General features: G+C 36.7%; 19 protein-coding genes and 1 tRNA gene. 9 read left to right on the top strand and 11 right to left on the bottom strand.

What is annotated here, in order from left to right; all coding sequences use genetic code 11:
- Positions 1–100: 100 nt before the first annotated feature.
- A complete protein-coding gene (gene mtnA, locus STA7437_RS19125) occupies positions 101–1165 on the bottom strand; it encodes an S-methyl-5-thioribose-1-phosphate isomerase (protein ID WP_015195030.1) in 1065 nt (354 codons plus the stop codon).
- A 260-nt stretch (positions 1166–1425) separates the two neighbouring features.
- Between mtnA and STA7437_RS19120 the strand changes: the two genes are divergently transcribed.
- From STA7437_RS19120 to STA7437_RS19100, 5 genes are all read left to right on the top strand, one after another.
- Complete coding sequence (locus tag STA7437_RS19120) at positions 1426–1632, top strand: hypothetical protein (protein ID WP_051036071.1); 207 nt, start codon at positions 1426–1428, stop codon at positions 1630–1632.
- 81 nt (positions 1633–1713) lie between these two features.
- Entirely contained in the window at positions 1714–2523 is an 810-nt protein-coding gene (locus tag STA7437_RS19115) for a prepilin peptidase (RefSeq protein WP_015195028.1), read from the top strand.
- Positions 2524–2800: 277 nt separating this feature from the next.
- A complete protein-coding gene (locus STA7437_RS19110; protein ID WP_015195026.1) occupies positions 2801–4831 on the top strand; it encodes an FAD-dependent oxidoreductase in 2031 nt (676 codons plus the stop codon).
- A gap of 220 nt (positions 4832–5051) precedes the next feature.
- On the top strand, positions 5052–6221 hold the full coding sequence (locus STA7437_RS19105) for an NAD(P)/FAD-dependent oxidoreductase (protein WP_015195025.1): 1170 nt from the start codon (positions 5052–5054) through the stop codon (positions 6219–6221).
- A gap of 6 nt (positions 6222–6227) precedes the next feature.
- Positions 6228–6674, top strand: coding sequence for an EVE domain-containing protein (locus STA7437_RS19100; RefSeq protein WP_015195024.1), 447 nt, complete (start codon positions 6228–6230; stop codon positions 6672–6674).
- Between the two features lie 9 nt (positions 6675–6683).
- On the opposite strand, the gene STA7437_RS19095 is transcribed toward STA7437_RS19100, so the two are convergent.
- Positions 6684–7613: a lysylphosphatidylglycerol synthase transmembrane domain-containing protein gene (locus tag STA7437_RS19095; RefSeq protein WP_015195023.1), complete on the bottom strand. Its 930-nt coding sequence runs from the start codon at positions 7611–7613 to the stop codon at positions 6684–6686.
- 7 nt (positions 7614–7620) lie between these two features.
- A complete protein-coding gene (gene queA, locus STA7437_RS19090; RefSeq protein ID WP_015195022.1) occupies positions 7621–8736 on the bottom strand; it encodes a tRNA preQ1(34) S-adenosylmethionine ribosyltransferase-isomerase QueA in 1116 nt (371 codons plus the stop codon).
- A gap of 141 nt (positions 8737–8877) precedes the next feature.
- On the opposite strand from queA, the gene STA7437_RS19085 reads away from it, so the two are divergent.
- Positions 8878–9267, top strand: a complete 390-nt coding sequence (locus STA7437_RS19085) for a hypothetical protein (protein ID WP_015195021.1) — start codon at positions 8878–8880, stop codon at positions 9265–9267.
- Between the two features lie 583 nt (positions 9268–9850).
- Entirely contained in the window at positions 9851–10543 is a 693-nt protein-coding gene (locus STA7437_RS19080; protein ID WP_015195020.1) for a rhomboid family intramembrane serine protease, read from the top strand.
- Between the two features lie 57 nt (positions 10544–10600).
- On the opposite strand, the gene STA7437_RS19075 is transcribed toward STA7437_RS19080, so the two are convergent.
- From STA7437_RS19075 to STA7437_RS19055, 5 genes are all read right to left on the bottom strand, one after another.
- Positions 10601–11434: an SWIM zinc finger family protein gene (locus STA7437_RS19075; protein WP_015195019.1), complete on the bottom strand. Its 834-nt coding sequence runs from the start codon at positions 11432–11434 to the stop codon at positions 10601–10603.
- A gap of 37 nt (positions 11435–11471) precedes the next feature.
- The gene (locus tag STA7437_RS19070; RefSeq protein WP_015195018.1) at positions 11472–12068 is read right to left on the bottom strand and encodes a Maf family protein; all 597 of its coding nucleotides are present in this window, start codon (positions 12066–12068) and stop codon (positions 11472–11474) included.
- A 9-nt stretch (positions 12069–12077) separates the two neighbouring features.
- Positions 12078–12626, bottom strand: a complete 549-nt coding sequence (gene psbP, locus STA7437_RS19065) for a photosystem II reaction center PsbP (protein ID WP_015195017.1) — start codon at positions 12624–12626, stop codon at positions 12078–12080.
- A 128-nt stretch (positions 12627–12754) separates the two neighbouring features.
- Positions 12755–12934 carry a photosystem II assembly protein Psb34 gene (psb34, locus tag STA7437_RS19060; protein ID WP_015195016.1) on the bottom strand — a complete coding sequence of 60 codons (180 nt, stop codon included), beginning with the start codon at positions 12932–12934 and terminating at the stop codon, positions 12755–12757.
- 145 nt (positions 12935–13079) lie between these two features.
- Positions 13080–14582 carry a hypothetical protein gene (locus STA7437_RS19055; protein WP_015195015.1) on the bottom strand — a complete coding sequence of 501 codons (1503 nt, stop codon included), beginning with the start codon at positions 14580–14582 and terminating at the stop codon, positions 13080–13082.
- 297 nt (positions 14583–14879) lie between these two features.
- Here STA7437_RS19055 and STA7437_RS19050 point away from each other — a divergent pair, with 297 nt between their 5' ends.
- Together STA7437_RS19050 and STA7437_RS19045 are read left to right on the top strand one after the other, a co-directional pair.
- Positions 14880–15671 carry a hypothetical protein gene (locus tag STA7437_RS19050; protein WP_015195014.1) on the top strand — a complete coding sequence of 264 codons (792 nt, stop codon included), beginning with the start codon at positions 14880–14882 and terminating at the stop codon, positions 15669–15671.
- Between the two features lie 168 nt (positions 15672–15839).
- A tRNA-Arg gene (locus STA7437_RS19045) sits at positions 15840–15912 on the top strand.
- 198 nt (positions 15913–16110) lie between these two features.
- Here STA7437_RS19045 and STA7437_RS19040 read toward each other — a convergent pair.
- The 3 genes from STA7437_RS19040 to STA7437_RS19030 all read right to left on the bottom strand — a co-directional run bounded on the left by STA7437_RS19040 (position 16111) and on the right by STA7437_RS19030 (position 18707).
- Positions 16111–17754 carry an ATP-binding protein gene (locus STA7437_RS19040; protein ID WP_015195013.1) on the bottom strand — a complete coding sequence of 548 codons (1644 nt, stop codon included), beginning with the start codon at positions 17752–17754 and terminating at the stop codon, positions 16111–16113.
- Positions 17751–18299, bottom strand: a complete 549-nt coding sequence (locus STA7437_RS19035; RefSeq protein ID WP_015195012.1) for a methanogen output domain 1-containing protein — start codon at positions 18297–18299, stop codon at positions 17751–17753. The genes STA7437_RS19040 and STA7437_RS19035 overlap by 4 nt, the downstream gene beginning before the upstream one ends.
- Before the next feature lie 177 nt (positions 18300–18476).
- Positions 18477–18707: a hypothetical protein gene (locus tag STA7437_RS19030; RefSeq protein ID WP_015195011.1), complete on the bottom strand. Its 231-nt coding sequence runs from the start codon at positions 18705–18707 to the stop codon at positions 18477–18479.
- Positions 18708–18713: the final 6 nt, after the last annotated feature.

Genomic DNA, 18713 nt, shown 5'->3' with positions numbered 1-18713 from the left:
GTTAGTAAGTAGCAAGTAGCAATTAACCATTAACCATTAACAATCAACCATTAACAAAAACACTGTATCTCTAAAATTGAGAACCACTATATTAATTTAGCTAAATTGCAAGTTCTCGACGATAATTAATGATTTCCTGGGGAGAAATTGCTCCTTTTTCTGTAATAATTGCCTTAATTAAACTAGCAGGGGTAACATCAAAAGCAGGATTATAAAACTCTACACCCGAGGCACAAATTTCTGTATTACCAATTTGATAAATTTCGGAAGGATGTCTTTCTTCAATCGGAATTTGACTACCATCACTAATACTAAAATCAACTGTCGAAAAAGGTGCTGCAACAAAGAAAGGTATATTATGTGCTTGAGCGACAATTGCTAAAGAATAAGTGCCAATCTTATTAGCAGTATCTCCATTAGCAGCAATCCGATCCGCTCCAACAATCACTGCATCAATCATACCCTGCTGCATACAATGAGCAGCCATACTATCTGTAATGACTGTAACAGGGATACCCTCTTGAACACATTCCCAAGCAGTTAATTTAGCCCCTTGTAAACGAGGACGAGTTTCATCAGCATACACCCTTGCTAAACGATTTTCTCGCCAGGCAGAACGAATGACTCCTAAAGCTGTACCATATCCAGCAGTAGCTAAAGAACCAGTATTACAGTGGGTAAGAATTGTTAATTTGGTTGGTTCGCTTGGCAGTACAATTAAACCGTTATCACCGATCGCTTGACAAGTTTTGAGATCTTCTAATTGTATAGCTTGAGCCGTTTCTAGTAAAATTGCCTTAATCTGTTCAACATTACCAACCGATTCATAAGCGATTTTGAGCATTCGCGAGATTGCCCAAAAAAGATTGACGGCTGTAGGACGAGTTTCTCGTAATAATTGAGCAATTTTCTCTAATTTTTTGAGGAAAACTTCGCGATTTGTTGTCTGTATTTCTTTTGCTCCTAAATACATTCCGTAAGCAGCAGCTACACCAATGGCAGGCGCACCTCTAACGATCATTGTCCGAATTGCCTGTGCCATGTCTTCACAAAGACTGATTTCTACTACGCTATATTCTCCTGGCAAGCGAGTTTGATCGATGAGGAAAACTTTGTCGTTTTGCCAGATTACAGGATAAATATGATTGACGGAAGAAGATGTCATAGAATAACCGATTGAAGAGAAAAGGATTGATGATCTTTTTAAAATTTTAAATTTGTAACTAAACTCTTGACAATCTTAGAACAAACTCTTTACAACACTAAGTTGTTTAGTTCCCAAAACTGCGCAACATAAGTTCACATTTTATAACTTTATGTTAGTTCCAAAATTGAGCTAAATTGGAACAGAATCTTTTTGGGATCGCTAAAGTGCCTTACTCATCGGTACGTCCAAGCCATAATCGTCAGGCAGAGGAATCGTCTATGTTTTTAGACCCCAATTTAATTAAAGCAGCTAGGAGAATCTATCGCACTTATTGTAATTTGCACTCTAAGATGAATCGAAAACCATTTGGAGTAGCAATAGATAGAGATACTCATCGAGGCCAATTAATTTTCCGAGATAAGCCTATTTTGTTACCAGGAGAATGTTTTATTCATATTAATCAAATAGAAGCAGAAATGTACTGAGCAATTTTCAGGCGAATTGTAAATTTTAAGTTGTAAGTGGGCATTGTTAACGTAGCACTTACAATTTAAATCTTTACGACTATGGTAGAAACGCTAGTAAACGTAATTGCCAGTATTTTTGTCTTGACATTTGGTGCTGCGATCGGTAGCTTTTTAAACGTAGTCGTTTATCGCTTACCAGCAGGTATTTCATTAATTTATCCTTCTTCTCGTTGTCCTAAATGTTTTCATAAATTAGGTAAAACTGAGAATGTACCAATATTAGGATGGTTATGGTTACAAGGTCGTTGTCGTTGGTGTAAAACTATTATTTCTAGTCGTTATCCTTTAGTAGAAGCAGCCACAGGAATTATTTTTCTACTAGTTTTTTGGCGATTTGGCTACAGTATTAATACCTTAGGATATTGGACTTTTCTTAGTTGGTTATTAACTTTATCTTTGATTGATTTTGATACCATGACTTTACCTAGTTCTTTAACTAAATCAGGTTTAGTTTTAGGATTAGTATTTCAAATAATTATTGGTTGGCAAGTTGCAAGAGAAACGGGAATTATCAATCAATTAATGTTTGGTATTGGGGGTGTAGTATTAGGTATTTGGTTATTAGAAATCATCCGAATCGTTGGCTCAATTATTTTTCAACAAGAAGCTATGGGTGATGCTGATGGCAAATTAATGGCAACTATTGGAGCTTGGTTGGGATGGAAATATGTTTTTTTATCTAGTTTTTTAGCTTGTGGAGTTGGTGCTTTGATAGGAATTACTGCGATGGGATTGGGTTTACTTAATCAAAAACAACCAATGCCTTTTGGACCATTTTTAGCTTTAGGAGGAGCATTAACTTTGTTTTGGGGTGATTGGTTTTTATCTTTTTATTTAAGCTTTTTTTAACTAAAGATTTATCAAGTTTTAGTATGTACATTTTTGTAAAAGATTAAGACAAAATAACTCAAGGAATTTATTAATATGCTAGAAATGTTTGTTTGGATAACTATAGCACTACGTCATAGGGTTGGGACACAAAAATATCGTAAGGGTGACCGCTTCGCTGCACCTTCGGAGACATGAATCGCCCCTACGAGCAATAATAATGTCCTAATGTTTTTTTGTACTGCTATAACTAATTGGCTAAAAAATTAAACTAATTGTTCTAAAATTTAAAAGCATAATGATCTATAAACCAACCAAACAATGGCTTAAACACTTTGTTACTCTGTCTTTAAGTTTATTTGTTTATGAATCATTCTCTGTTCCTCTCTCGGCAACCTCATCACCAAATCCAGACCAAACAGTAGAATGTGATCTTTTAGTCGTTGGAGGAGGTTTAGCAGGGGCAGCAGCTAGTTATGAAGGTTTACTAGCAGGAAAAACTGTTTGTTTGACAGAGATTACCGATTGGTTGGGAGGACAAATTTCTTCTCAAGGAACATCTGCTTTAGATGAAAGAGATACTCAACGCGCCCAACTATTTTATCCTCGTGGTTATTTGGAATTAAGAGAAAGAATTGAGAAATTTTACGGTGAATTAAATCCAGGAGATTGTTGGGTTAGTCAATCTTGTTTTTTGCCCAATGATGCCCACACTATTATCTCGCAACAACTTCAAGACGCAGCCAAAAAAGGAAATGGAACATTAAAGTGGTTTCCTTCTACGGTAATTAAAGATTTAGATATTGATACTGTCAATGGCGGGCAACAAATCACTAGCGCAGTTGCCATTCAACACCAACCAGCACCTAATACAGCACCTCTCAACACCGAACCTCTTTCCCAAACGATTGAAGACGCATATACCTATGAAGATTCAGAGCGTTTTGAAAAAAATATTATTCGTTTTGTACCAAAATCTTCTCAACAACCTACAAATTGGTACGTTATCGAGGCTACTGAAACAGGAGAAATCATTGGTTTAGCAGATGTTCCTTATCGTTTAGGAATCGACCCTATTTCTTCTCATGAACCTTCTGCTTCTAGTTTTACAAACGATCCTTACTGTACTCAAGGATTTACCTATACCTTTGCGATGGAGGCAACAGAAGAACCACAAGTTCATAGAATGCCTCCTTTTTATCTTCAGCATCATCAATATTACAGTTATGAATTAGAACGACTGGCAAGTTTTGATTTGGTATTTACCTATAGAAGAATTTGGAGTCCAAAAAAAGGACAATCAGATAAATTTGGGGGAATTTCTTTCACAAAACCAACTCCTGGCGATATTTCGATGCAAAACTGGACTTGGGGCAATGATTATCGTCCAGGAACAGCAAAAGATAATTTAGTTTATACTCGCCAACAACTCCAAGCAACAGGACAACTAGAACCAGATGGTTGGATGGGCGGTTTACGGACAGAAACTTTACAAAAAGGAGAGGATCACGCCCTCGGTTATTTTTATTGGTTGGTAGAAGGAACAACTGATTCTCAATTGGGAGACGGGGTTAAAAAACCTAATCCTAATAATCGTTTACTAACTGGATTAGATTCACCAATGGGTACAGTTCATGGTTTATCTAAGTATCCTTATATGAGGGAAGGCAGAAGAATTATTGGTAGAGTTTATCCTGGTTATTCTCAAGGATTTACAATTTCTGAAATTGATATTTCGCGAATTGATTATCGGGATGAATATTACCGCAATACTTTATCTCCAACAACTTATCGTAGTTTGTGGCGGTTAATTGATGGTTTAGAAGCTGTTTTTAATCGAAATGCTGATATTGATTCTTTAAAACGCCGAACTCGTTCGACAATTTATCCTGATTCTGTAGGTATTGGTCATTACGCAATTGATTTTCATCCCTGTATGAGTGAATCTCCTGCTGAAAAACCGGGTAATACAGAAAAAGCAGGAGAAAGAAGAGGACAAGGGCTAGCTTATCCTTTTCAAATTCCGTTTAGGTCGATGATTCCTCAAAAAATCGATAATTTGATTGTTTCTGGTAAAAGTATTGCGACAAGTCATATTGCAGCAGCAGCTTATCGGGTACATTCCTTTGAATGGTCTTCTGGTGTAGCAGCAGGCATGACGGCAGCTTTTGCTTTAGACCAGGGAATTCTACCTTATCAAATGGTAGACGAGATTTATTTAAAAGAAAAAGAATTACAAGCACTTCAGAAAAAACTTAATGAAAGTGGCAATCCAACTGCGTTTCCGAATACTTCTATTTTTAATCAATCTTGGGATGATTGGCGTTAGATAAGCTGTTAATCATTTAATTTAATGGTTAAGAATGAGTGGGAGACTTGGAGACACGGAGAATTAGTTTGCTTCTCATTAATTGAGATAAGAAATTTTTGTAAGTAAAAGCGATCGCTCTTGTGGGTAATGTCTAATATAATTACAACAAAAGACTAGTCTTGATCGTAAGATTGTTCTGGTAAAAAACAAAATCAGTAACAAGCTCAAATAACAATTAATGACAATTTACGATTGGATAGTAATTGGTGCAGGAATAACTGGTTCGGCACTTGCTTACGAACTGAGTAAACAAAAATTTAAAGTTCTTCTGCTTGAAAAAGATGTAGTTCCTAATAATGCTACTGTATACAGTTATGGTGGTTTGGCTTATTGGTCAGGAACAAATCAATTAACTCGTCAACTGTGTCAAGAAGGAATCGAGTTACATCGCAATTTATCCGAAGAATTAGAAGCAGATACAGAATTTAGAGAATTAGATTTAGTTTTAACCATTGACAAGGAAGATGATCCTATCCAAATCTTGCAAAACTACTCTCAGTTTGCCGTTACTCCTGAACTTTTAGATCTCCAAGCAGCTTGTGAACTAGAACCATTATTAAATCCTAAAGCGATCGCGGGTATATTAAAATTACCTCATGGTCATATTCATCCGCAAAAAACTGCCCAAGCTTATCAACAAGCTTTTCTTCGTTTGGGAGGCACAATTGTCTACGAACCTGTGATTAAATTACTCGGTAGTGAACATTTAATTCAAGGCGTAGTCACTTCTCAAAATACTTATTACGCTGCTAATACTGTAGTTTGTGCAGGCGGTTTAACTCGTTCACTACTTAAACAATCTGATATCGTAGTCAAAAATTATTTTACCCATGCCCAACTGATTACAACTCCCCCTGTAGATTTTAAGCTGCGTTCTATTATTATGCCTGCCAGACAACAAAGATTTGCCTTAGAAGCAACTGCTAGTGAAATCGAACAACAATCTCTTTGGGATCGATTAGATGATCAACCGATACAATCTATTTTAGATGCAGGTGCAGTTCAGTTTCTGGATGGTAGTTTATGTATTGGTCAAATTAGTGGGATTATCACTAATCCAAATGTCAAGTTTGATCAAAGTTTAGCAGAAGTAAAAATTCGCCAACAAGTAGCTAAGATTCTACCTTTCGTCGAAAAAATTCCAGGAAATTTTCATCATTGTTTAGTGGCTTTTACAACTAATTCAATTGCTGTAATTGGTAATGTCAAAAATTGGTCAGGAGTTTATGTTTTTAATGGTTTTACTAGCCCTTTAGTCTTTGTTCCTCCTTTAGCCAGACGTTTTGCTAATTGGGTAGCAGGAAAAAAAGATCAAATTATTGTTCAGTTAAATAATGATTGTCAATAAACAAAAATGAATTATTGGTTAATGAAATCCGAACCCAATGTTTATAGCATCAACGATTTAGCTCAGGAAAAACAAACAATTTGGGAAGGGGTTCGTAACTATCAAGCTCGAAATTTTTTAAGACAAATGCAGCTAGAAGACTTAGCTTTTTTTTATCATTCTCATACTAAAAATCCTGGCATAGTAGGTTTGATGAAAATAGTTAAAAATAATCTTGCCGATCCTACTCAATTCGATCCTAACAATCAATATTACGACCCTAAATCAACTTCAGAATCTCCTCGCTGGCAAACAGTATTAGTTGAATTTGTGCAAATTTTTCCTGAGATTATTACTTTGAGTAAATTAAAACAAGAGTTTAGTGAGGAGCAATTATTAGTCATTAAAAAAGGTAATCGATTATCAGTAATGCCGATAGAAAAAAAAATTGCTGAAAAAATTTTGACTTTTTAAATTAATTGTCTAGTTGTTAAGTTGAGGTAGTAACCAAGCCAAACCAGCAGCGATCGCTTCTGCTAAAATACTGATTAAACGAAAACAAGCGACCGCAGCTAAAATAACTCCCTGAGAAATAGGAGAATCAGCTAAAATAGCGATCGCAGTTGCTTCAAATACACCTATCCCTCCAGGCGCACCAGGAACAATTAATCCTAGTAACCAAGCAAAACTAAAAGCACTCATTAAGCTAGGTATTTGCTGGGGTGTAAAAGAATATAAAGCGAAAACAGTCAAAATAAATCCGACTCCCCTCAATAAAACAAACCCAATTTCTCCTATTAAAGGCAGAAGAGGATACGTATGAAGGTGAACTTGATTGCCTTCAGTTAATTGTGCTTTACTACGACTTAAACGCTGCAAAATTGGTTGAAGAATTCGTGGATGAATACCAATCAAGACAGTAGTTAAAGCCAGAATTTGTAAACTCCATACTTGAATACTAAAACTGGTGTGAACCCAACCCATCAAACTGCTAACTAAACCAATGAGTAAAGCTGCTGCTGCCATTAATAATGGTTCTAGTAAAACACTTAAAGTAGCTTCTCCTAAAGAACCTCCCGCCTTAGAAACGGCTGAAATACGTCCATAAAAATGCCAGATATTACCAGGTAAATATTTAGCAATATTAGTAATCAAATAAATTTTAATGCCCCACCATCGATTAAAAGATTGCCGAAAAACTGCTAAAATCCAAGTCCAAACATAACCAGACCAAATATGCGCTACCAACGTAATAATTAAAGCAGCTACTAGTAGCCACCATCCTTGAGAACTTACTTTAATAGTCGTGACTTCTGCAAAGCGATCCTTAAAAGTTTTGAGCAGAAAAAACAAACTTCCACCCAAAATAAACCAACGTAAATAGGGTTTGAGTGGGGCAATAATTTGCTTCATAAAACGATTAACCTAGTTTAGCTTCAGGCAAAATTAACATGGCATCACCAAAAGAATAAAAACGGTATTGTTTTGCGATCGCTTCATCATACAAAGCTAGTAAACGTTCTCTACCAATCAAAGCACTAACTAACATCAACAAACTAGAATAAGGTAGATGAAAATTAGTAATTAAACCATCAACAATTTGCCAACGATAACCAGGATAAATAAACAGATCGCTTTTACCACGAAACGGCTTTAATGTTTGATTTTGAGAAGCTTTGGCAGCAGTTTCTAAAGCGCGAACTACAGTTGTTCCTACAGCAATGATTCTTCCACCTCTAGCTTTAGTAGCGTTAATTTGCTCGACAGTTGCTAATGGCAATTCAATCCATTCTTGATGCATCACATGATCGGTAATATTTTCTACCTCCACAGGGCGAAATGTCCCTACTCCTACATGAAGAGTTAAATAAGCTTGATTGATACCTTTAGCTTGTAATTTTTGCAATAATTCTTCAGTAAAGTGCAATCCTGCCGTTGGTGCTGCGATCGCTCCTGGTTGTTGAGCAAAGATAGTTTGATATTGTGAAGACAGCGATAACGAATTTGAAGGTTCTGATGGAAAAGAATCAGGATTAATATAGGGAGGCAAAGGAATTTGCCCAAACTCCTCTAACATCTGCCAAAAAGATCTACCTTCAGGACAAAAAAATTGTAGAATTCTTCCTCCTGTCGCTTCATCTCGCTCGATTACTTGAGCTTTAAATTCTGCTTCCTTAGTTACACTCTTGTCAACTGAATCAAAATAAATTTCTGTTCCCAACTTAAAACGTTTTCCTGGTTTCACCAAAGCTAACCAGCAATTGTTTTTTTTCTCTTCTAAAAGTAAAATTTCCACAGGTGCGCCTGTAGCCTTATGACCATATAAACGTGCCGGAATCACCTGAGTATTGTTGAGAACTAATAGATCACCTGGTAATAACCAATCAATTAGCTCAGAAAAACGACTGTGAAATTGGGTAGTAGGTGAATTCACTACTAATAAACGGGAACTATCCCTTGGGACGGCTGGAGTTTGAGCAATTAATTCTGAAGGTAGTTCGTAGCCATAGCTAGAAAGCAATTTATCTAGATTCATACTGTAAGTAGTAGTTCAATTTGATTGTGAAAAATGGGTGATTTCCCCTATAGTACGCCAAGAAAATCGGGTGCTTTTCCCCTAGGCGAAGGGTTTAATTTTTTGTGACACTAGATTAAGTAAAGCTTCAGTAAATTGTTTATGGATTACCTCTACTTTCTAGCTAATGCCAGTCTGACTTTACGGACAATCAATTATCTTCGGATTATGAAGCACGCCCGAAATGCTTCAATTACTGTTATTCATCAGATTGATGGCTGGATTGTTAAAGTTAGATTTCCTCAATCTCTTACTCCTGAGCTTCATGGTGATTTTAGAGCATTTATGAGTGAATTAGGTATTACTTATGACCCAGAAATGCGCTTGCAGATGGTATTTTGGAGTCTAGAAACAGGACAGTCTCCTGTAGAAGTCATGCGTCGCTATCAAGTAGCAGTAGTAGCTCACGGAATGCCTGATACTAAAGAAATAGAAGCTTTTCGTCAGCAATTCACCAGGGGATTAGGCTATTGTCCAGAAACCTTAGCTTGAATCTCCATGTCCTATTTTTGTCTTGAAGAAATCATCTTAAATGATTATTTAACTGGACAATATCATTGGTGGGATATGAGAGCGAAAATATACTTGGCGTTGGTGAATCAATCAGACCTTCATTCACCAACGCCACAGGTTTAAGGGTATAGTCAATAGCTGATAAATGAGCAATTATTCCACCATTTCGATTGTTTCTGTAGTAGAAATTAGTTTTACTTTTGTACAGACGTGTCGGTGACACGTCGAAGCGCTTGTTACTGTAAAAATTTTGTATCTAATAGCGTTGCAATCAAATAATTTGTCAGCGCAGCAAGACGACATTTGACAATTTTTTAGCCAAGATATTTAACTTTGCCACTGGTGGTTTTAATTTTTGCACGCGAACCTTTATTCCAGACAACCACCATAGCAATCAAATTTCAGCAGTGTAAAATAGGATCAAATCTTGATTCCATCAGCCAACGCGAACCTCCTAGGAAAATTTCCTACGGTACAGGTTCGCGTTATTAACTTTGTTGTTTAAAATACAAGCTTAAGCTAAAAATATTACATTTAAAAAATATTTCCAGGAAAAATACTAATGATACCTTTAAATGATGATAATCCAAGCTACACAACGCCAGTAGTTGTCTACGTATTAATTGGCATAAATATTGCAGTTTTTATCCACCAAGTGTCTTTGGGTTCTCAATTAAATGATTTTTTTCAGCTTTATGCTGTTATTCCTAGACAATTAAGTGCGAGTTTTGCTGGTTCTCCTTCTAACCAACCTGTACCAGAATATTTAACCCTGATTACTTCTCAATTTTTGCATGGTGGTTTGGCTCATATCGGCTTTAATATGCTATTTCTTTGGATTTTTGGCAATAATATTGAAGATTCTTTGGGACATTTCAAGTTTTTGCTTTTTTATTTGGGTTGTGGTATTTTAGCTGGTTTAACTCATTGGTTTTTTGATATGAATTCTATTACTCCTACGGTTGGTGCAAGTGGTGCGATCGCAGGTGTGATGGGAGCATATATTTTAAAATATCCCAAAGCGCAAATTTTGACTTTACTTCCTTTAGGTTTTTTTATTACTACAGTTAGAATTCCTGCGGTATTTTTTCTGGGTTTTTGGTTTGTTCAACAAGCTTTTAGTAGTGTTGCTTCTTTAGGATTACCAGAGAATACTGCTGGGGTGGCTTATTGGGCGCACGCAGGGGGGTTTATTTTTGGGGCGATTTTGGGGCCTCTATTAGGTTTGTTTAGCGATCGCTCTCGACCTCGTTAAATATTAGAGACGTTCCATAGAACGTCTGTACATCAATCTACTTACTAGCTTTTAAGTTCAATCTCGATTTAAAGCCGTCATAATTGCCTGTTGGGAAGTAGTTTGATAAACCTGAATTAAATATTGTTTCAAAGCTTCGGCATCAGCAGTAGCTAAAGGAATTTCTCCTAACAAATCCAAAATAATTTTACCTTCAGTAGGAGGAGTAATAACTACTAAAGAGGGTTCTAAAGGCTCGTTATATTGCCAAAAATTTTTTAAATCAGTGTTTTCTGAAGTTTTTGTTTTGGTTGATTGAGATGACTTTTCTGTCGCAATTACATCTGAGGTTGAGTCTAATGAAGAAGTGTTTGATTCAGAATTAACTTTATTGCTACGTAATTGCCGAAGTGTATCCAAAATTTCAGTTTTAGTACGTCCTCGCAGTTGAAATAAAACAAAAGGATCTTCACTAAAGCGATCGCTCAATTGATAATAAACAGCAGCAATATGTTTACAGGGATTAGCTTTATCAGGACAACTACAACGGGAACGAATTTCGGTTAAAGAAAAAGGAAATAAACTCAAACCATTTGCCGTAAAGACATCTTCAATATTGGCAGGCATTTCTCCAGCTAATAATTGAGCCGAAAAAATTGCTTTTTCAGACATTGTTTGAGTAATAAAACTCCAATCTTCATCAGTAAAAGAAGCTAGGGACAATGATACTTGATAAGGTTGGGCTTCACTTCCTTGCACTTTGGCTAATACTTGTGAACCCACAAACTCAATACTGAGAACATTACCTTCTCTGGCGTAGTTTCTACCTCGTTCGAGACGTTTTTTAAAACGATAAGAATCAAGTAATTCCAACCAACGTTCTACCCACCATTGACGGTTTGCTAATTCCATAATTTTTAATCCACGTTGATGTTGTCCTGATTAAAGATTAACTTTGCCAAAAATCGGTGACACTATAACCTAATTGTGCCAACATTTGCGCCAACAAAGGCAAACTCAAACCAATCACATTACTATGACAGCCTTCAATTTTCTCAACAAACAATCCGCCTTTTCCTTCTAAAGCAAAACTACCTGCACATTTAAGCGGTTCTCCACTAGCAACATAAGCTGCTATTTCGCGACCGCTAAGGTTAGCAAAATAAACTTTTGTAATGCCACAACTAACCAGTTGTTGATTTTGTCTTAAATCTAGTAAAGCATGACCTGTATACAATATTCCTACTTTACCGCGCATAATTTGCCATCGAGCGATCGCGTCTTGGGGAGATTCTGGTTTGCCATAAATGTTTCCTGCTATTTCTAACACAGAATCACAGCCCAAAATTAAAGCATCAGAAAATTGATTTACCACAGTTTCAGCTTTGCACTTAGCCAAAGTCTCGACTAATTCAATTGCATCTTCAGACTGTATTTGAGATTCGTCAAAATTACTACTGCAAACTATGGGTTCTATTCCTGCTAATTGCAACAATTTTTTTCGGGCAGGAGAAGCTGACGCTAAAACAAAAACTGGTACACTCACAAGCAACAATTATCTAACTGTAAAAGATCTGGCAGCTACTTCAAAGGTGTCTTGAACTTTTGACCAACGATCAGTAGTAGTTGACAAATTAAAAGTAAACAACTTACCCCGACTAACTGCCACACTAGCAACATTGTGTCTTGGTTGTTGATTGGGTAATTCTACTTCATATTCTAGAAGATAATAAGTTTTTCCATCTCTGTCTTTCGATTCAGCCGTTAGAAATTCAGCCTGACGATCAAACTCAGGATTATTCATCATTTTAAAAAAACGATAACCTACTTCCGAAGGAGTTCCCAGTTCTTCTAAAGTAGAATCAGCAGGAACATCACTAACAATTACACTCAGATTTTCACCACGTTCAATTAAATCTCTAAATACTACATCTACACCAGGAGAAGGTTTTTTTAAATCAACTGGAATCCAACCGTTGGGATAAAGAAATTCGTATCCTTGACTAGGATTAACATAACTTTGTAATCCACTAACTCCTGCCGAGCAACTAGAAAGAACTATACTTACAACTATTAATAAACTAGCAATTAAAGATTTCCACATTTGACGATTATTTCCCTCCAATTTTGAATTTAATAATTTACTTACACCAAAAAAAATATAAATTCCCCCGCGCTAGCCAACTGTTTGTAAAACACGGGGTTGATCGTACTAATTTTTTTTCTAATCGTTTAACTTGCGTTAGAAGCAAACACTGCTACCGAAATTACTCCACCGATCAACAACAAAGCAAGTACGCCAAAAACTAAATAGTTGCGTTGTTGAGTTTTAGTCGGGGGTTCGGCTGTATACATTCTTGGTTCGACAGCAAAATTATTGAGTCTTCCCCCGTCTTCTTCGGTATATGGCATGAATTAAAACCTCTCAATTTTTAGTTGTAAATCTTGATAAATCTTAGTCTTATTTCACTAGATCGTACAACAAATATATACATAAGATTTTGTCTATCTACTGCTAAGTACCAAAAAAATCATTGCAGCAAAGGTTAAGACTTAATTATTTTCCAAGTTCTAACTTAAAATTTAATTCGTTAGAAACCACTGATACTTCTTGCAAAGTCAGTTTCAAAAATAAATCGGAAGAAACCGCAGTAGCAGCAGAAGCAACAACTCCTTTCCCCTGGGAACCAACGCCATAACCAAAGTTAAATTGCCAACTATTTTGATGATTACCAAATTTTTCGCCAGAAGCGACTCGCCAACCTGCAATTGTTAAATATTCATCGTTCTTTTTAATTTCACGACTTTCATAGTTAACAAACAGAGAACAAATTAAACCTGAGTCTTTTAAAGTTAAAACATCGTAACTCAATTCTGAGTGGGTTTTGAATGTATTACTTACATAAGCTAATTTTAAATTGTCAAATTGAGAAGTAATATTCCACTGGAAATTATTCTGATTGTCCAGTCCCGCGATCGCATTAAGCGCAAAATTTTCATTTTTGACAGCAAATTTAATTCCTGCTTCAAGAGAATCCTTTTTACTATTTCCCTTGGCTGTTAAAGTTAAACCAGATACAACTCCCCATTTGAGATCGAATTTTTGTTCCTGCTCGTCAGTATAAAAGTTTAAAACAAAATTCTCAGATGCAATTGCTGCCTCAAGAGAATCTTGTTCGCTGTTCCCCTTAGCTGTCAAAGTTAAACCAGATGCGACTCCCCATTTGAGATCGAATTTTTGTTCCTGTTCATCAGTATAAAGATTCAAAACAAAGTTATCAGATGGCTTAAAGTTGAGATGAGAATGTAACTCAATTCCCTCTTTTCCTGTTTTTACAGAAATATTGGTTTGCAAGGGTAAGTTACTTGGTTTATAAGATAATTGAGTAAAACCTAAAACTAAATTGTCATAAACAAAACCAACACCTACAGTAACGTCTTGAGATACTCCTTGTTGAAAAGCAACACCACCGCGAAAATCAGGAAATTCTCCCAAGACATCAGTTTTTTCGATAAGATTTTTTTTCCCGCCACCAGAAACCGTCAAGGAACTAGTTCCCTTTGGTAAAGAAGGAAAAGAAGAATTAGACTGAACTAAATTATGATTGTTTTCCGCTCCCCAAGTCTCAACCGCAGTTAAACCCCAATATTTTTCTTTATTTTCGCTTGACCAAAAAGTATTTTGAAATCCTAAAACAAGATTTCCTTGTTGTTGATGATAAGTAAAAGGAGCTTTTTCTAAAGATAAAGGTTTAGAATCAGAAGTAATTAAATTAGGACTAAAACTATTGCGATTTACAGACCAATTATCTATACTATTAATTCTATAAATGTCTTTTGTGTTATCAATCGAGAGAAAATATTTAAGAGTTGGATAATTTAAATCTGAATCAGCAGCTAAAATTGAGTAATTTTGATCGCTCAGTGTTTTTGCTGATAAAAAGATTGGCTCAGTTGGTTTTGATTGTTGAGAATAAATTGATTCTGCCCAAGCAGGATAATTTAAACAAAGGCAGCACAAAATACTGCCAGAGAGAAGCCTGGTTAGTATAAGTTTCATTGTTCTCTGTGGCTGTGTGAGGGAGAAATTTAAAGTTAATTTGGAGCGGAAGAAACTTAAGTTTTTGCAACAATCCTGACGACTGATGCAGTTCACTTATGAATGTTTATTTCAATAAAAAAATTAGACCTCCCTAAAAATAACTTTTATATTTATTTAATATTTGCTCAAATTTTCTTACCTACTTTTTTATTTTATTGTGCTTTCTTTTGAACCCGCAAGAATGAAGGTTGCGTTAAGAATCTGTTTTAATAAGTTAAAGATTCTATAAACTTTGCTCAAAGCCAAATCAAGACTATGAAAAAAAGAAATGTATTATCTAGCGACTGGGTTAAATCTTTAGGCTTGTCAGTCTTTTTATTACTTAGTTGGGGAGTAAATAATTCAATCCGAGCAGAAAATTCTGCGAATGCACCAGCAGCACTACAAGAAACTATTACCAAAATCGATACGGCTGCTAACAATCAAAATTTAAAAGCAGTAATGGAATATTACAGCCCTAATTTTACTAATACAGACGGTTTAACTCCTACTTCTCTTTCTCAAGCTTTAACTTCACTATGGAAGACTTATCCTCAATTGCAATACACCACAACAATTAAATCTTGGCAACAAACAGGAGATCAATTAGTAGCTGAAACAGTAACTCAAATTCAAGGGACAAGTCAATCTCAGGGTAGAACGATGAACCTTGATACAACTTTACACTCTCGTCAGTATTTTCAAGAGCAAAAATTAGTTCGCCAAGAAATTTTATCTGAGCAAACTCAAATAACTACGGGGGATAATCCTCCTGAAGTAGAGGTTATTGCACCAGAAACAGTCAAAGTAGGAGAAAAATATAATTTTGATGTAGTGGTCACCGAACCCCTAAAAGATAAGGTTTTATTAGGTGCAACAGTAGAAGAGCCAACAGGAAGCGATCGCTATTTAAATCCTAGTAATCTTGAACTAGAAGCTTTACCTGCGGGCGGGATTTACAAGTTGGTAACTGCTCCTCGTCTACCTGAAAACCATTGGTTGTCTGCAATTTTAGTCAGGGGAGACGGGATTACAATGGTAACGAAGCGAGTCAGAATTGAACAATAAATAATTACTACCTACTTGGCTTTCTTAGCAGATTTAGAAAGCCGATTGTTGCATTTTAAATAAATCCTGTATAATAAAAAGCCGTGGTTAAACACGGTCAGTTTTTACTCTTTAAATAGGTAGCTCCGTAAATAGAGCCACTAGCTTCTGATACAATAGTTTCTGTTTGGGTGCATAGCTCAATGGATAGAGCACCGCCCTTCTAAGGCGTAGGTTGTAGGTTCGAGTCCTACTGCACCCGTAAAATAGTTTATATAGCTAGTAGGACTTTTGCCTACAACCTAGTACCTTAGAATGACGATATCCGTCCAAAATCCGTCCATTAGTCACCACTCTACTCCTACCCAAAAACTCAAATCAAGCTACTTCATCAACTCTTTAAATACGTATCTAAACTCAATGGTTCGGACAACGGGGCAGTAATAGCTTTATGGTTGTCTTAAATATCTCTAATTCGTCCAGCCAAATTTGCAATCACTGCGATTAATTCAGCAGGTTCAACGGGTTTGGCAATATGGGATTGAAAGCCTGCTAAAAGGGCAGCCGTGCGATCTTGGGTTCGGGCATAAGCGGTTAGAGCGATCGCAGGAATTTTACCTCCCCGTTGTGGTTCTAGTCTTCTGACTCGACGCAACAGAGCATAACCATCTTGATCTGGCATTCCGATATCACTGATTAAGATATCAAACGGTGGTGAAGATTCGCTCAATAATAAGATTGCTTCGTTTGCTGAAGCTGCTGCAATGACTTCTGCTCCACAAACTTCGATTGTGTAGATCAGTAAATCCCGCATATCTGGGTCGTCATCTACAATCAGTATCTTCAATTGATCTAGTTGAGAGGAGCAGTTAAAAGGAACGCTGCCTCCTACCACTGGATGCACCCGTTCTGGTTCAATTACTGTCGCTCTAACCGCCATCAGTGGAAGTTTTACTGTAAACGTTGCGCCTTGTCCTGGTCCTGGGCTTTCAGCATGAACTGTGCCACCATGCAACTCTACCAATTGACGGACAATAGCTAAACCCAACCCCAGTCCACCAAAGGAACGAGTAATGGAAATATCTGCTTGGCGAAACCGTTCAAAGACGTAAGGAAGGAATTCGCTACTGATACCTTGACCCGTATCTGTTACGACAATTTCAATATGAGAATTAATGCGTTGTAGGTAAACCTGAACTCGCCCGTGTTTAGGTGTGAATTTGATCGCATTGGAAAGGAGATTCCAAACGATTTGCTGTAACCGCTCGTGGTCACCTAAAACTGGTCCTGCTGCTGGATCTAGCACCGATTGAATCCGAATGGATTTGGCATCGGCAGCAGGTCTTACTGTATCAATTGCTGCCTCAATCACTGACAATAGCTGAATCGTTTGTACATTGAGGCGAATCTTACCTGTAATAATACGTGAAATATCTAAAAGATCATCAATCAACTGCGCCTGAGATCTAGCATTGCGCTCGATTGTTTCCAAAGCACGATTTCTGGTTACCTCATCTGTCTCTCTCGTGCGAAGAAGCTGAGACCAACCAAGAATGGCATTCAGGGGAGTTCGTAATTCATGAGAAACATTTGATAAAAATTCATCCTTCAATCGATTAAGCTTTTCAGCTTCTGCTCGTGCTTTCTGTTCCTGCACCAGAAGTTTAGCTCGTTCTTCTTCTGCTAGTTGGCGTTGTCGAATTTCTTTGGCTAATTCATCAATTTTTTTGTTTAACAGCGTAAATCGACTACTAGCGGATTCCCTATTTTTGAAGCGCAACAAAATAAGTGCTGGTGATTCTGGTGACCAAGGGCGAATTACCGCACCTTCACAGCGATATAAATAAGTTTCTCCATTATTATTCAACGTTAATGAGCCAATTACCATTTCTCTACTGCTTGAGCAAGCACGCAGATACTGTTTAATTTTATCGGCAGGATCGCTGAAAACCTCAAAGAGCGTCTTTTCTTGAATAATTTGACGATTTAGCCCCAAAATCTTAGTTAATGAAAGGTTGGCAGCTAGTATTTGACCAGAACTTGTAACTAGGAACATAGGTTCTGGTAGGGGTCTAGCGAATTCGAGAAACTGTTCGGGGGTCATCCCTCGTTGTCTCCCTTAAAGTATTCTCTTCCTTGAGTTTCTTCTGCTTCTGGTGTGAGTTTTAAATAAACGACCACTTGACATTCAGGCGCACCCATTGCGATCGTTTCTTTTAGTTCTACTTTGGCGTACCCTAAATTTTCTGCTGCAATAGAACCAAAAACATTAGAAGTCATCATACACATTGCCGGGCGATCAATTACCTTTTCGGCAAATGGACAAACACGGTTTCCTAAAACAATTTTTTCATCTGTTTGTTCAATAATATAAAAATCACCTTGGATTCGCTTCTTCAAATCTACCAAAACATCAGCTACTTGTTCTCGCGTTAGATAAGATACTTCTAGAGCCGTTTTATAGTCGTGGTTGATTTGCCTTCCCATGTTTTGACCCACTACACTAATAAATCCTGACGCTTCTTCTAAACCGACTATATCTTGTAATGTACCTGCTAACTCTCGAATTAAGGTACGTAAAAACACATCTCGTTCTAGAGCAATTGTGATATCTTTGATTGGTGTTTCAGCCTTAGTCAAACTATTCATAGTAATATCGCGTCAATAAAGTTAAGCAGAATTTTATTTAAAAATGCCATTAAAGTGACATATTAATTTCAGTAGTGACACATTAATATAACTAAAAATGGGTATTAATTTTAAGATTGTTTTGTTTGGCAATAATACTCAAAAAAACCGAGCTACTAATAACGCTACTATTACTACTTATATTTGATTAAGGTGCTTTAAAATGGTAGTCCAATCTTTTAGGAGAAAACTATAGCGATCGCTACGCGCCTCGGCTGTGCCGAGATCGCAAAGTACAGTCTGATTTTTTTTTGATTTAGCTACAGCAGTTCTTAAACAGGTAGAGGCCCAAGGGTGCAGAAGTAAAATATATCTCAGTAAATTGAGCAATAAAGCAGTCAAGCGAAGCCTAGTTCTACAAAACTGCATTTAAGA

This window comes from Stanieria cyanosphaera PCC 7437 (assembly GCF_000317575.1).
GTDB lineage: Bacteria > Cyanobacteriota > Cyanobacteriia > Cyanobacteriales > Xenococcaceae > Stanieria > Stanieria cyanosphaera.
The sequence above is the reverse complement of the archived record's forward strand: the minus strand, read 5'-3'. Positions and strand labels throughout refer to the sequence as shown.